This is a genomic window from Clostridium gasigenes (genome assembly GCF_900104115.1).
GTDB classification, from domain to species: Bacteria; Bacillota; Clostridia; order Clostridiales; family Clostridiaceae; genus Clostridium; species Clostridium gasigenes.
This window is the reverse complement of the sequence record NZ_FNJM01000002.1, coordinates 524,622-538,674: the sequence shown is the minus strand read 5'-3', so window position 1 is coordinate 538,674 and position 14,053 is coordinate 524,622. Positions and strand designations below refer to the sequence as shown.

General features: G+C 27.7%; 13 protein-coding genes, 2 tRNA genes and 2 rRNA genes. 12 read left to right on the top strand and 5 right to left on the bottom strand.

Features of this window, described 5'->3' with window-relative positions; translation table 11 throughout:
• The 3 genes from BLS77_RS07465 to BLS77_RS07455 form a co-directional block, all read left to right on the top strand.
• Window positions 1-113, top strand: a 23S ribosomal RNA gene (locus BLS77_RS07465); the annotation flags it as partial.
• Between the two features lie 89 nt (window positions 114-202).
• Window positions 203-319 (top strand): 5S ribosomal RNA (gene rrf / locus BLS77_RS07460).
• Window positions 320-325: 6 nt separating this feature from the next.
• Window positions 326-401: transfer RNA gene (locus BLS77_RS07455), tRNA-Phe, on the top strand.
• A gap of 209 nt (window positions 402-610) precedes the next feature.
• Here the strand turns inward: BLS77_RS07455 and BLS77_RS07450 are convergent.
• Complete coding sequence (locus BLS77_RS07450) at window positions 611-1,069, bottom strand: peroxiredoxin (protein ID WP_089967563.1); 459 nt, start codon at window positions 1,067-1,069, stop codon at window positions 611-613.
• Between the two features lie 246 nt (window positions 1,070-1,315).
• Between BLS77_RS07450 and BLS77_RS07445 the strand changes: the two genes are divergently transcribed.
• A complete protein-coding gene (locus BLS77_RS07445) occupies window positions 1,316-2,062 on the top strand; it encodes a peptidylprolyl isomerase (RefSeq protein ID WP_089967560.1) in 747 nt (248 codons plus the stop codon).
• 107 nt (window positions 2,063-2,169) lie between these two features.
• Here BLS77_RS07445 and BLS77_RS07440 read toward each other — a convergent pair whose 3' ends face one another.
• Entirely contained in the window at window positions 2,170-2,835 is a 666-nt protein-coding gene (locus BLS77_RS07440) for an HAD family hydrolase (protein WP_089967557.1), read from the bottom strand.
• A gap of 805 nt (window positions 2,836-3,640) precedes the next feature.
• Here BLS77_RS07440 and BLS77_RS20550 point away from each other — a divergent pair.
• Window positions 3,641-3,775, top strand: coding sequence for a hypothetical protein (locus BLS77_RS20550; protein WP_278336651.1), 135 nt, complete (start codon window positions 3,641-3,643; stop codon window positions 3,773-3,775).
• A 116-nt stretch (window positions 3,776-3,891) separates the two neighbouring features.
• Here BLS77_RS20550 and BLS77_RS07435 read toward each other — a convergent pair.
• Window positions 3,892-3,967: transfer RNA gene (locus tag BLS77_RS07435), tRNA-Pro, on the bottom strand.
• 148 nt (window positions 3,968-4,115) lie between these two features.
• On the opposite strand from BLS77_RS07435, the gene BLS77_RS07430 reads away from it, so the two are divergent.
• From BLS77_RS07430 to rsmI, 4 genes are all read left to right on the top strand, one after another.
• Complete coding sequence (locus tag BLS77_RS07430; protein ID WP_089967554.1) at window positions 4,116-4,418, top strand: hypothetical protein; 303 nt, start codon at window positions 4,116-4,118, stop codon at window positions 4,416-4,418.
• 223 nt (window positions 4,419-4,641) lie between these two features.
• Entirely contained in the window at window positions 4,642-5,943 is a 1,302-nt protein-coding gene (locus BLS77_RS07425) for a C40 family peptidase (protein ID WP_089967551.1), read from the top strand.
• A 122-nt stretch (window positions 5,944-6,065) separates the two neighbouring features.
• Complete coding sequence (locus BLS77_RS07420; RefSeq protein ID WP_089967548.1) at window positions 6,066-6,815, top strand: tRNA1(Val) (adenine(37)-N6)-methyltransferase; 750 nt, start codon at window positions 6,066-6,068, stop codon at window positions 6,813-6,815.
• A gap of 2 nt (window positions 6,816-6,817) precedes the next feature.
• Window positions 6,818-7,663, top strand: a complete 846-nt coding sequence (rsmI, locus tag BLS77_RS07415) for a 16S rRNA (cytidine(1402)-2'-O)-methyltransferase (RefSeq protein WP_089967545.1) — start codon at window positions 6,818-6,820, stop codon at window positions 7,661-7,663.
• A 144-nt stretch (window positions 7,664-7,807) separates the two neighbouring features.
• Here the strand turns inward: rsmI and BLS77_RS07410 are convergent, their stop codons facing one another.
• Window positions 7,808-8,047 (bottom strand): AbrB/MazE/SpoVT family DNA-binding domain-containing protein, encoded by a 240-nt coding sequence (locus tag BLS77_RS07410; protein WP_089967542.1) that lies wholly within the window; start codon window positions 8,045-8,047, stop codon window positions 7,808-7,810.
• A gap of 540 nt (window positions 8,048-8,587) precedes the next feature.
• Between BLS77_RS07410 and BLS77_RS07405 the strand changes: the two genes are divergently transcribed.
• Together BLS77_RS07405 and BLS77_RS07400 are read left to right on the top strand one after the other, a co-directional pair.
• A complete protein-coding gene (locus BLS77_RS07405; protein WP_089967539.1) occupies window positions 8,588-9,181 on the top strand; it encodes a DUF1836 domain-containing protein in 594 nt (197 codons plus the stop codon).
• Between the two features lie 187 nt (window positions 9,182-9,368).
• Complete coding sequence (locus BLS77_RS07400; RefSeq protein WP_089967536.1) at window positions 9,369-11,660, top strand: ATP-dependent DNA helicase; 2,292 nt, start codon at window positions 9,369-9,371, stop codon at window positions 11,658-11,660.
• 169 nt (window positions 11,661-11,829) lie between these two features.
• On the opposite strand, the gene BLS77_RS07395 is transcribed toward BLS77_RS07400, so the two are convergent.
• A complete protein-coding gene (locus BLS77_RS07395) occupies window positions 11,830-12,711 on the bottom strand; it encodes an aldose 1-epimerase family protein (RefSeq protein ID WP_089967533.1) in 882 nt (293 codons plus the stop codon).
• 342 nt (window positions 12,712-13,053) lie between these two features.
• Here BLS77_RS07395 and BLS77_RS07390 point away from each other — a divergent pair, with 342 nt between their 5' ends.
• Entirely contained in the window at window positions 13,054-13,905 is an 852-nt protein-coding gene (locus tag BLS77_RS07390; protein WP_089967530.1) for a YihY/virulence factor BrkB family protein, read from the top strand.
• Window positions 13,906-14,053: the final 148 nt, after the last annotated feature.

Here is a 14,053-nt window from a genome sequence, read left to right as displayed (position 1 = left end):
CCCATAGCATAAGCTAGTAAGACCCCTTGAAGAACACGAGGTTGATAGGTCAGAGGTGTAAGTATGGCAACATATTTAGCTGACTGATACTAATAGGTCGAGGGCTTGACCAATTTACAATAATTCATGTGCAATTTTCAGAGAACAAAACTCTGATAAAAAAATAATAAGAGACTAAATCTATGATTTAGAATCTAAACCATCTGGTGATGATGGCGTAGAGGAAACACTCCTTTCCATTCCGAACAGGAAAGTTAAGCTCTACAGCGCTAATGGTACTGCACGGGCAGCTGTGTGGGAGAGTAGGACGTCGCCAGGTCAGTATGGCTTCATAGCTCAGTTGGTAGAGCAGTGGATTGAAGATCCACGTGTCCTAGGTTCGATTCCTAGTGAAGCCACCAAAAAAAGACTAACTTATGTTAGTCTTTTTTTGATTTACATAATATTATATAAATCAAAAAAGAAGAGAAATACATAGGGTATAAAGTAGATTTTTTAATATAATTTATAAATATAAAAATCCAGTAGTAATATTATAATAATTTTCTACTGGATTTTTAGTTGTTTTAGAACATATAAGTTTCTAATAAGATGACTTTATAAGTGTTACTTAATTGAAAAATTCCTCAATTATTGAATCAACATGTCCTTTAACCTTAACTTTTCTATATTCTTTTATTAGAATCCCATTTTCATCAATTAAGAAAGTACTTCTTTCAATTCCTAGCACTTTTTTACCATACATATTTTTTTCTTTTATTACATCAAATAGATTGCACACAGTTTTTTCTTCATCACTTAGTAATATAAATGGTAGATCAAATTTAGTAATAAATTTAACATGAGATGCTAAAGTATCCTTGCTAATACCTAGTATTATAGTATTAGAATCAATTATTTGTTTGTTATTATCTCTAAATTCACAGGCCTCAGTTGTGCAACCAGGAGTGTTATCTCTTGGGTAGAAGTAAAGTATTACTTTCTTACCTTTATAATCACTAAGGCTATGTAAATTATTATCAGAACCAATTAAAGAAAAATTAGGAACTGAGTTTCCGACTTCTATCATATGAATACCTCCTAACAAATTTTATTTAATTATACATCTATAAATAATTATTATCAATAGATATAATATATTAAGTGTGTTTAAAAGGAAATACTTAAATAGGTTGTAATAATCTCTAAAAAATAACTAGTAAATATGGATTAATAAATTATTTTAGCAAATTTAAGTATATTTATATTATACATTTAATTGAATTCTGATATAATAAGTGTTAGGAAATACTAACAAACAAAAAGGAGATTAGTTATGGAAAATAAAGTTTTAGCAAGTATATCAGGCGTTGAGGTAAAGGAATCAGATTTACAACAAATAATAATGAGATATCCAGAAGATAAGAGAGCTTATTTTGGAACAGAAGAAGCTAAAAAGCAATTATTAGAACAATTTATATCATTTGAATTAATGAGTAGATTAGGTGCAGAAATGAAATTAAATGAAACTGAAGAATACAAGAATAATTTAATTGCATTAGAAAAGGATCTTTTAACTCAAATAACAATAAATAAGGTTCTTGCAGAAGTAACTGTTACTGATGAAGAATCATTAGAGTACTATAATAATAATAAGGAATCTTTTGCAGAAAAAGCTACAGTATCAGCTAAGCACATATTAGTTCAGGATGAAGAAGAATGTGCTAAGATAAGAGAAGAAATACAAAGTAAAGAATGTACTTTTGAAGAAGCTGCCATGAAATATTCAAGCTGTCCATCAAAAGAACAAGGTGGAAGCCTAGGTGATTTTAGCAGAGGAATGATGGTTCCTGAATTTGAAGATGTTGCGTTTACTTTAGATCTAGAAACAGTAAGTGAGCCAGTTAAAACACAATTCGGATATCATTTAATAAAAGTTGAAGCAAAGACAGAAGGAAATGCTTCAGAATTTGAAACTGTTAAAGAACAAATAGTAAATAACTTAATTCAAGAAAGACAACAAAGAAAATACTTAGACGTAGTTAAAGAATTAGAAGTTAAACACGGCGTAAAAAGATTTTAATAAAAAACTCTCAACTTAATAGTTGAGAGTTTTTTTTCAAGTGTCTTAAATTAAAATAGTAAATAAAGTTTTAATATGTACTTTAGCTATATTAAAGAAATAATAAATCAAGATACTTTAACAGGTACAAATTCAATTATTTCATTATAGCTGAGAATATATTTATCAGCTAGATTAATCAATTCATCTCTATTATGCTCAGCAGCTTTATCAAATATAGCAATAGTCTTCATATTTGCAGCCTTAGCGCCTAGGATAGCTGGTATAATATCTTCAAAAACAACACACTGAGAAGGATTAACACCTAATCTTTCAGCAGCTAATAAATATACATCGGGGTTATCTTTACCATTAGAAACTTCATCAGTAGTAGTAATACAGTCAAAATAGGAATAAATATTATTATTTTTAAGAACGGCTTCTAATAGTGTAACTGAGTTACTAGTAGCTAGTCCAATTTTTATCCCAGAAGATTTTAGTTTTTTTAAGAAGTCTAACGCACCTTCTTTTAGATGTATATTTTGTGAATAATGAATATAAGCCATAGTAGTCCAATCATTCATAATAGTTTCTAAAGAATCTTCTAAGCTAAAGGTTTCTTTGAAATACAGTGCAGTTTCATTAAAGCTTAGATGATTTATTTTATCGTTAAGGTTTAATGGTACAGAATGTCCTCTTTCTTTCAAATATTCTTTATCAATTTCTTCCCAAACCCACATAGAGTCAACTAAAGTTCCATCTAAATCAAAAATTGCTGCTTTCATATTATGCATATAAACTTCCTCCCTTCGTTATATATTAAAAAAACAAGTGAATAGGCTAGTGTACTTTTAGACCATTATTATTTCAAATATGTAAATTCATATAAATATCTATTTAGTATTATCAGTATAGTATAAATAATTTTAGAAGAATATAAAAAAATATACTCACAATTTTTAGAAATTCAAGTATATTAATATTATTATAACAAATATAAAAGATTAATCAACAAAACTGAGTAAATGAATACAATGTAAATATATTTATTATTCTTTGTATCTCTGTATAGACTGAAATAGCTACACAAGCTTAATGGAGGCGTATTAAAGTAATAGTGGTTATATGAATTATAAAAAACAGCATAGAGGCTATGGAGGTGTATAGATATTATATAGAGTTGATAGATATTAATGATATAGTAATAAGTTTAACAATAATTATAATTACTATAATATTTAAGAAAAACAGAGATAGTAAACGTTATCTAAAATTCTAAGTAAGCTTCAAGAAATAATTAGTTAGATTTTACTCTATTTTAAGCTATGTTTAATAATCACACACTTTATATAGACTCAATATACGAATTTTATGGTTCTTCGAATAGCACAAATATTTTTAGAATCTCTGGCTTGTTATTTTCTTTCTGCGCATAAGAATAAAATAATTGTTGAATTTTAGTCATTTTTAAGATGTGTTTCAGAACTAAATTTACTAAAGTATAAAAATATTTATATTTTAGTAAATTTAGTACTTAATATTTATATTTTTGTAAATACTAATAATAAAATATACAAATTATATAAGGAGAGGATTAACATGCCATTAATTATAGTATGCATATATATTGCAATTATTCCTATAGTATTAGCCTTTTGCAAGGGGGCAGGGATGGATGAAAGATTCAGGGAGGGTAAGGAGTACTTAGAAAATAGCTATGATAAAAATAATTAGGGCGCTTTAAAAATAACTAATGAGATTCTAGTTTGTTTTTTTCATATCCTTTAAAATAGAAGATGTAGGAATTTACTACGACAAAAAAGGTAGGTTTTATAACCTACCTTTTTTTATGGTCGGGGTGACAGGGATTGAACCTGCGGCCTCATGGTCCCAAACCACGCACGCTCCCATCTGCGCCACACCCCGAAGTATGTTACCATTATATATAATTATATGTACATATGTCAATAGTTTTATATAATAAAGTATTGAAAAGAGGAATTTATTATATTAATATAGTAAATAAAATAAGTGTAGCCTAGGCTACGCGACATATTAAAAGGAGATTATAAAAATGAATGTAACAACAATTATTATAGGCATTGCAAGTATGGGATTTATAATAATGGGATTTATCATGTTAAAGAGTAAAAAATTAAAAGAAATATTAATTATTAGTAGTATGTATAAGGATACCGAAAAATATATTTGCTTTAATGGTAAGTTTAATATATCGGTAGGAATTATAGGATTAGTATTAATGATATTGGATTATTTATTAGATCAAAAGTCAAATTATATAGTAATAATATTTATATTGTTTATGTTAATGGCAACTGTAGCACAAAGGGTAGCAGGGAAAAAATATAAGGTTTGATTATAAATGATAATAATATAATAATTTAAACATATAAATAAATTATAGATGAAAAAATCTTGCAAATAAAAACGAGTAAATCTTAGTTTGGATATGTATAGAATACATTTACATCAGCTTAACAGCTCATTTTTTAAAATTTACCATTGTCCAAGCACTTAATAAGTGATATAATGGTAACATAATATATTTGAGAGGGGGAGGTCTAAGGACCGTATAGCTTATGAAAAAAAGAATCTTATCAGCTGTTTTAGCAGTGGCATTAGTTTTAACTTCTGGGGTGACTGTATTTGCAACACCAAGCCAAGAAGTAATTGAGAGCCAAAATAAATACGAAGACATAAATAAGAAGATAGAGAATATAAAAAGTAAGATATATAGCTTAAATGCAGAAATAGATCCATTAGTGGCAAAAGTAGAAGAAAATAAAATAAAGATGCAAGATATAAAAGATGAGGTGGAAAACACTAAAAAAGATATTGAAACCTCAAAGATAGAAATCGCAGAAAAAGAAGAAGTTTTAGGGAATAGATTAAGAGAGTTATATAAATCAGGTGGACAAAGTAGTTACTTGATGATTCTATTTACTGCAGATAGTTTCAGCGATCTTATAAATAAGGTTGATTCTACTAGTAAACTAGTTAATATTGATAAAAAAGTTGTAAGTGAATTACTAGAGAAAAAAGAAAAATTAGATCAAAAAACAGCTTTATTAGAACAGAACGCAAAAGAAATAGCAACACTTAATGAAGAAACTAAAAAGAATTTAGACGAATTTGAGGTTAAGAGAAAAGAACAAGAAGTTCTTAGTGCAGAAGCAAAAATAGAACAGGATAAATTTGATTTAGAATATTTATCAGTTGTAGAAAGAAGCTTAGTTCAAGCTCAATTTGATATGATAAATAACTCACAAGATTCAAGTGATACTCTTCAAGCAGCTATAAATCAATTAAGAAGTATTAAAGAGAATCAACTTAAGAGTCCTACTGTAACAGCAGAAGTGGATATCTATATTGAAAAGGGTAAGGAAAGAATTTATCAATTAGAAGAAGAAGCTAAAGCTAAAGCAGAAGCTGAAGCTGAAGAACAAGCACAGGCATATGTTGATACTAATATGCCTAGTAGAGGCGATGGGGGAGCTAGTTCAGGAAATGGATCAGCTGGTTCAGGAAGTGGATCATCTAGTTCAGGAAACGCAATTGTTAATTATGCATATCAATACTTAGGTAGAGACTATGTTTTTGGAGCAACAGGGGCTGATACATTTGATTGTTCAGGACTTACAAGCTTTGTATATAGAAATGCAGCCGGAATAGAAATAGGTAGAACTACATGGGACCAAGCTGGCAGAGGTAGTGCAGTTTCACAAGCTGACTTACAACCAGGAGACTTAGTATTCACATATGGATTAGATCATGTTGGAATATATGTTGGTAATGGTAATTATATAAATGCTCCACAACCAGGAGAGAAGGTTAAGATATCTCCAGTTACATCATTTAATTCAGCAAGAAGAATATTATAATAGTAATTAAAAGACTAAGCGTATCTGCTTAGTCTTTTTTTTGTTATGTTATTTAAAGTTAATTGTCAATTATATAGGAGTGGGTTATAATTAGGAAAAAAGAAGATAAAAAGGATGATATCATGGAAGAAAAAGTGAGTTTATTAGAAAATGAAGCTATAGATGATCTTCAATTAAAGGGTCTTCATTTAATTCAAAAGAATGCTGGATTTAGATTTGGAGTAGATGCAGTTCTTTTAGCTGATTTTGCAAATGTTAAAAGAAAACATAAAGTTATAGATATATGTACTGGAACAGGGATAGTACCATTTTTACTTTGGGGAAAATATGAGCCAGAAAGTGTTATTGGTTTAGAAATTCAAGATGATATGGTAGAAATGGCAGAAAGAAGTGTTAAACTTAATAAATTACAAGATAAAATATCTTTTGTACATGGTGATTTGAAGGATAAGAAGTTACTTAGTGAATTAGGTAGATATGATGTGTTAACTGTAAACCCACCATACAAGTTAAATAATGCAGGTATAGTAAACCCTGATGATAAGCTTGCAATAGCAAGGCATGAGGTTTTATGCAACCTAGAGGATGTTATAGCATCTGCTAAAAAGCTACTTAAAGATAATGGACGTATGTATATGGTACATAGACCAGAAAGACTTATAGATATATTTGAGTTAATGAGAAAATATAATATAGAACCTAAGAGAGTAAAACTTATTCATCCAAACTCTAAGAAACCACCTAATATTGTACTAGTAGAAGGGCAAAGAGATGGTGGATCATTTTTAAAGTGGGAACCTTCACTATATGTATATAATGAAGATGGAACGTATTCAGATGAAATAAATAAAATTTACGGAAGAGAGGAATAATTATGGCTTATGGAAAACTATATTTAGTTCCAACACCAATAGGTAATTTAAAGGATATAACATTAAGAGCATTAGAAGTCCTACAAAATGCAGATATTATAGCAGCAGAGGATACAAGACAAACTCTGAAGTTACTTAATCATTTTAATATAAAAAAGAAATTATACAGCTATCATCAACATAATGAACAAGGACAAAGTGAAAATATAATAACTAAACTTGCAGAAGGTTTAAATATAGCTTTAGTTAGCGATGCAGGAACTCCAGGTATTTCTGATCCTGGAAGTGTTATTGTGGCTAAGTGTATAGAAAAGGGGATAGCTTTTGAAGTTCTGCCGGGGGCAACGGCTATAACAACAGCAGTAGTATATTCAGGATTAGATACTACTAAATTTTTATTTAGAGGGTTTTTACCAAGGGAAAATAAAGATAGAAAAATTATTATAGAGGAAATAATAAATGCTAAAGAAACATTAGTGTTTTATGAGGCACCGCATAGGTTGCTAGATACGCTAACTTACTTAAAAGATACCTTAGGAAATAGAAAAATTGCAGCTTGTAGAGAACTAACTAAACTTCATGAAGAAATAGTAAGAGGATCTATAGAAGATTGCATTAATCATTTTGTTGAGAAGAGACCTAGGGGTGAGTTTGTTTTAGTTGTAGAGGGTAAATCAGAAGAAGAAATTAAAGCAGAAAAAGAAGCGTTATGGAGCGACTTAACTATACAGGATCATATTTTAAAAACTATTGAATCTGGAATAGATAAAAAACAAGCAATTAAAATAGTTGCTAAAGAAAGAAATTTACCAAAGAATGAAGTATATAAATATTCAACTGAATTATAGTATACTGACTTGCTATTTATTTGAAGGTCCCTTATATATATATAGACCTAATTAAATAACCCCGTAGATTATGTAAATCTACGGGGTTAGAATAGTTTGAGAAAAAAATCTTAAACTATTCTTTAAACTGTAAAAATGACAAAATTAACTTTTTAATTCAGCCATACAGTTTTTACAGATATTCTTACCTTTATAATTAGTAACATCTCTAGCATCTCCACAGAAGATACATGCAGGTTGGTATTTCTTTAATATGATTTGTTCACCATCTACATAAATTTCTAATGCATCTTTTTCAGCGATATCTAAAGTTCTTCTTAATTCTATAGGAATAACTATTCTTCCTAATTCATCTACTCTTCTTACTACACCAGTTGATTTCATTTTAAATTCCTCCTTGAAACAAGTTTCGACATCTTGCAACTCAATAATACTAAATATGTAATTAAAAGTCAATATAAAAGTGAAATAATTTTTTCAAATTATAAAATACTTATATAAAAAAACTCCGTAAATAAAATATACTACCATAAATTAGAAAAGTCAAGAGTAATTTGATAAATTGCCATTTAAATAGTAGTTATAAACAAATGGCTTGTACACTTGTTTATAAGAGTAGTAATTAAATAATAGACTTAAGCAAACTTAAAAATACAAAATAAAATATACAAAATATGTAAAAATAATTCTGGATTTATAATTTTTTAATATGTCGAAATACATAATTTCTTAAATAGTTAAGTTTACATATATTGAAAAAAGTATTTGGAATATTTAATTTAAGCTATAAAAACATAAATATAGTATATAAAAAATGGAATTAGTAAAAAAAATTATAAAATAGGCAGAAGTAACTTGTAATAAGTTTATGGGTACTATATAATTAAAATATAAGATTAATTAAAAGGTAAAGGTGGATATAATATGGTTAAAAAAATTGATGCAGATTATATAAGGCAGACTACAGAAGAGATGTCTAAGAATAATATGGTTTCCTATGATGAGCTTCCTAAGTATGACCTTTTCCTATCTCAAGTTATAGATTTTTTAAATGATAAATTTCCAGAGGATAAATATACTAATAATATAGTTCAAAATTATATAAAGAGTGAAGTTATAACTAAACCTGAGGATGGGAAAAAAAGAGGATATACTAAAATACATTTAGTACAATTAGTATTATTAAGTTATATGAGACCAGTTTTAACAACTGAAGAAATTAAAAAGGTATTTAGTTTAGCCTTTAATGAGATTAATGATAGAACAGATGATATAATATCATGGGAAGTGGCTTATAAAATATTCTCAGAAACTCAAAGTAAAAGCTTTAATGAGAATTTAAGTACGCCAGCGGTAGAAGAAGAAAGATTAGAAGATATTATAAAAGGGTTAGATTTAAATGATAAAGATGAAAATAGTATAAGAACATTTGTTTCAGTAATGTCATTAATTGCTCAAGCAAGTGCTATTAAAAAACTAGTTCAAAAAGTAGTTAATGAATTTCATGAAGAAGATTAGGTATATAAAAAATATGGAAAATTATTTAAAAGATCTTAGATTTTCAATAAATCTAAGGTCTTTATTTATTTAAGGGACTTCCAAAACAATATATTTAGAATATTTGACTTGTTATTTCATTTAAACTCTTTAAAGTGAAATATTAGGGTATAATATCTATATAGAAAAATGAGGATAGGTAAATGAAATGGATACAAGGGTTAAAATAAGGGATTCGGTTAGAGGTGTTATTGAATTTGTTCTTAGAAGAGGACATTTAGATGATAGATATATGGGAAAGAATAGAGCCTTAGAAGGAACATTAGCTCATCAAAAGTTGCAAGCTAGCAATGCAACTATATATAAGAATTATGAAAAGGAAGTTAAACTAGAAAGGGAATTTTATATAGATAATATTGTTTTAAATGTAGAGGGACGATGTGATGGTATAATATTTGAAAATGATTTAGTTATTATAGAAGAAATTAAATCTACTTTTAAATCATTAATTTTTATAGAGGAAGAATATAATGAGATACATTGGGCTCAAGGAAAATTTTATGCATATATATATGGGGAGAAAAATGCATTAAGTAATATTAGTGTAAGACTTAGTTATTATAATATAGAAACAAATGAAGTTAAAAGTTTTGATAAAGTATATGAATTAAAAGAACTGGAGGAATTTGTATATAATATTATAAATGAATATAGTAAGTGGGTAAAACTAAAGGGAAAGTTAAATAAAGAAAGAGATGTATCTATTAAATCTTTAGAGTTTCCCTTTGATACATATAGAAAAGGCCAAAGAGAGCTGGCGCTTAATTGTTATAAAACTATAAAGCAAAAAAGTATGCTTTTTGCACAAGCACCAACTGGAATAGGAAAAACAATATCAACTATTTATCCTTCTATAAAGGCTTTAGGAGAAGGCAAGGGGAAGAGAATAATATATTTAACTGCAAAAACAATCACAAGAACAGTTGCAGAGGAAGCTTTTATTAAGCTAAAAGGAAAAGGTCTTAAATGCAGAAATATTACATTAACATCTAAAGAAAAAATATGTTTTAAAGATAAGGTAAAGTGTAATCCAGATGATTGTGAATATGCAGTAAATTATTTTGGAAAAGCAAATGAAGTAGTTTTTGAAGTTATTAGCAAAGAAAAGAATATTTCCAGAGAAATAATAGAGAAATATGCAAGAGAATTTAAATTATGCCCTTTTGAATTATCTTTAGATATAAGTGTATGGTGTGATGCTATTATTTGTGATTATAATTATGCTTTTGATCCTAGAGTTAGATTAAAGAGAATATTTGAAGCTGATGGAAGTGAAAATATTATTTTAATTGATGAATCACATAATTTGGTTAGCAGAGCAAGAGAAATGTTTAGTGCTGAAATTTATAAAAGTAAAGTTTTATTAGTAAGTAGATTAGTAAAAGGCACAGTGCCAACTTTATATAAATCATTATATGCTATAAATAAGGAATTAGGTAATATTAGAAGTGAAGTTCAAGAACTAGAAAAAAATAGTATATATAATAAAGAGGAATATAATGAATTATACAGATTACTAAGAGTAGCATTAAAAGAAGGGGATGAATATTTAGTTAGAGGCGTAGGAACATCTGCATATGAGGATGTTTTAGATTTATACTTTGATATTAGGAGTTTTCTTTCTGTAGCTGAGTTATATTCAGAGGAATATGTAACATTAGTAGAAGTGGATAAAAGTGAAGTAAGAGTAAAGTTATTTTGTGTTAATCCATCAAAGAATTTAGCTAATGTAGTTAGAGAAAGTTATTCAACTATATTATTTTCAGCAACATTAACCCCTTTAAATTATTATATAGATTTACTTGGTGGAAATAAGGATAGCTATAGAATGACATTGGCATCGCCATTTAAGAAAGAGAATTTTGAAATATATGGATATCCACTTAATATGAGATATAACCAAAGGGCGGGAAATATTGAAAGTGTATGTAAGTTAATTAATAAATTTATAAATGAGATAAGTGGAAATTATATGGTATTCTTACCATCTTATGATTATTTAAATAAAGTATATGAAAAATATGTTGAGTTATATGGACAAAAAAATACATATCTCCAAGGTGAAATGTTAAATGAAGAAGAGAGAGAAGTCTTTATAAGTAGATTTAGAGTAGAATCCCAAATAACAGCCTTTTGTGTTGTTGGAGGAATATTTTCAGAGGGAATAGATTTACCAGGTAAAAGGTTAATTGGAAGTATAGTTGTTGGAGTGGGGTTTCCTAGAATATCTAAAGAGGGAGATATAATAAAGGATTATTATAAGGATAAGGGATTTGATTATTCTTATGTTTATCCTGGAGTTAATAAAGTGCTTCAAGCTGCTGGAAGAGTAATTAGAACAGAAGAGGATCGGGGAAGATTATTACTTATAGATGATAGGTACTTTAATAATAAATATAGAGGGCTAGTACCTAAGGAATGGGAAATTAAAAGATACTAAGTAGTTGAAAACATAATAGACTAGCATAGTAACTTGTTATTTAAAAAAAGAAGACTCATATAAAAAGGCTGAATTTACAATGATAGTAAATTCAGCTTTTATTTTTTTATATTGTTTAAGTTATAAGACTTAGTAAGATGAAAGGAACTAATAAGTTAAAGTTGCCTTATTAGTTACACTCAGCAAATATAGTGTATGAGCAATTGAAAGTACTTCCAACTCCTAGTTTTTCTATTCCTTCTTTATCTTTAAGTTCTCCTTGGAAATTAGCATGATCTGCATGCCCATACCAAGGCTCTATGCAAACAAAAGGTGCACCAGTTGGTTTAGACCATACTGCCATGTAAGGGAACCCTGTAAAGTCCATAGATAACACTTTATTATGATTTTTAGATTTTAAGCTTATAACTGTAGATTTTAAATCATCAAAAACTAAAGCATCATTTTTAAATACTTCTTTAGATAAAGGTATTATATTATTATCAATTAAATATGATTGTCTCTCTTGTAAGAAATGCCCCTCTTCATTAAGTAGCATAATAGAAGAAGTTTCTTTTTTATTTAATTCAAAGAAATAATCACTCATAGTTTCATTAGCTTCTAAAGGACATATAAATGCTGGATGAGCACCTATAGAAAAATAGATGGTTTCATTATCTAAATTATCTACAGAATAACCAACCTTAACACCATTATTTACAAGAGTATATGTTATTTTTAAGGAAAATTTATAAGGATAGACCTTTAAACTTTCATCTGAATATTTTAATTCGAAGACAATATTATTTTCACTTTTTTTAATCATATTAAATTCTGAGGTTCTAGCAAGTCCATGTTGAGGAAGATTAAAAGTGACTCCATTAACATTATATTCACCGCTGTTAACTTTACCCACTATAGGGAATAGTATAGGTGAATGATATTTCCAAAAATCTTCATTACCATTCCAAAGAAACTCAGTATTATCTTTTTTGTTTATAATATTGTGTAATTCTCCACCAGCAGTACTAGCAGTAATTTTTATTGATTTATTTTCTAAAGTATATAACATAATCACAAATCCTTTCATATAGCATAATATAAGGCACAGTGAAATAAATAACAGACTAAAAAATAAAGAATACTGGTCTGTTATTTATTTAGGGATGCCTAAGTAGTAGTATATATTAAATTATACTATAGTAAGTTTGTTAGGCATATGAAAAATAACAGGTGAATATGAGAAGTATATGGAGTAAATATTACTCAAATAAACATAGTGAAGTTGTGTATATAAATTAAGTGAAAAATTTGTAGGTATAAAACACTAGTAAAACAGTGATATTATAATTATAATATAATAGATCTAATATATAAATTAATACATGAATAATAGTAAAGATGTGGTGATTAAATGAATGATGGTGAACTAGGCAAAAAAAGGTCCACCTTAGATTTTATAGTATATTTTATAGTTAAGATTAATAATGATGATATATTTGCGTTGGCATCTCAGCTTGCATATTACTTAATATTAGCGTTTTTTCCATTTTTAATATTTCTTATGACGGTTATTGGAGCTAGTTCTTTAAATTCAATTGAGATATTAGACGGGTTAAGAGCTATATTGCCAAGTAGTGTTTTTGATTTAGTTGCATCTATAATAAGAGAAGTGGTTGATAATCAATATAGCGGGTTGCTTGGAATATCTATAGTTCTTACTATATGGGCAGCTTCATCGGGGTTTAGAGCCGTTATTAAAGGTGTTAATAAAGCACATGATATAAAAGAAACAAGATCTTTTATAAAAAGAAGCATTATAGCAATTATTTTTACTTTTGCATTGACGCTAGTAATAGTTTTAACTTTAGCTATGTTAGTATTTGGAGATTTAATAGGAGGATATATATTAACAATAGTACCATTTTATAAAGCAATGACAATTGTATGGAATATATTAAGATATGTTATTGTAGTATGTATGATGATTGGAATATTTGCATCTATATACAGATTTACACCAGCTAAAAAAATAAGATGGAAACAAGTTTTGCCAGGAGCAATAGTTAGTACTATAGGATGGATAGTAGTATCCAGGGGATTTTCTTTTTATATAAATAATTTTTCGAATTACTCTAGATTGTATGGAAGTTTAGGGGCAGTATTTATATTAATGACATGGCTATATATAACTTCTATGATATTAATAGTGGGAGCGGAAATTAATTCAGTTCTTATACTTAGAAAGAAACAAAGAGAGAATTGATATAAGGTTATACCTATAGATTAGACACATAAAAAAGTGTTTAATCTATAGGTATTTTTATATAATTAAATAAACAGTAAAATGTATTAGATAAATAAGATTATATTTAAACAAGAAAATATTGAAATGTGGCAATTATGGTATGTTT

What these genes read in the sequence shown, in the direction of transcription:
- BLS77_RS07420 (WP_089967548.1), top strand. Translation starts at nt 6,066, where the DNA reads ATGGAAGAAAAAGTGAGTTTATTAGAAAATGAAGCTATAGATGATCTT.
- BLS77_RS07450 (WP_089967563.1), bottom strand. Translation starts at nt 1,069, where the DNA reads ATGATAGAAGTCGGAAACTCAGTTCCTAATTTTTCTTTAATTGGTTCT.
- BLS77_RS20550 (WP_278336651.1), top strand. Translation starts at nt 3,641, where the DNA reads ATGCCATTAATTATAGTATGCATATATATTGCAATTATTCCTATAGTA.
- BLS77_RS07445 (WP_089967560.1), top strand. Translation starts at nt 1,316, where the DNA reads ATGGAAAATAAAGTTTTAGCAAGTATATCAGGCGTTGAGGTAAAGGAA.
- BLS77_RS07410 (WP_089967542.1), bottom strand. Translation starts at nt 8,047, where the DNA reads ATGAAATCAACTGGTGTAGTAAGAAGAGTAGATGAATTAGGAAGAATA.
- BLS77_RS07395 (WP_089967533.1), bottom strand. Translation starts at nt 12,711, where the DNA reads ATGTTATATACTTTAGAAAATAAATCAATAAAAATTACTGCTAGTACT.
- BLS77_RS07425 (WP_089967551.1), top strand. Translation starts at nt 4,642, where the DNA reads ATGAAAAAAAGAATCTTATCAGCTGTTTTAGCAGTGGCATTAGTTTTA.
- BLS77_RS07390 (WP_089967530.1), top strand. Translation starts at nt 13,054, where the DNA reads ATGAATGATGGTGAACTAGGCAAAAAAAGGTCCACCTTAGATTTTATA.
- BLS77_RS07405 (WP_089967539.1), top strand. Translation starts at nt 8,588, where the DNA reads ATGGTTAAAAAAATTGATGCAGATTATATAAGGCAGACTACAGAAGAG.
- BLS77_RS07430 (WP_089967554.1), top strand. Translation starts at nt 4,116, where the DNA reads ATGAATGTAACAACAATTATTATAGGCATTGCAAGTATGGGATTTATA.
- BLS77_RS07400 (WP_089967536.1), top strand. Translation starts at nt 9,369, where the DNA reads ATGGATACAAGGGTTAAAATAAGGGATTCGGTTAGAGGTGTTATTGAA.
- BLS77_RS07440 (WP_089967557.1), bottom strand. Translation starts at nt 2,835, where the DNA reads ATGCATAATATGAAAGCAGCAATTTTTGATTTAGATGGAACTTTAGTT.
- rsmI (WP_089967545.1), top strand. Translation starts at nt 6,818, where the DNA reads ATGGCTTATGGAAAACTATATTTAGTTCCAACACCAATAGGTAATTTA.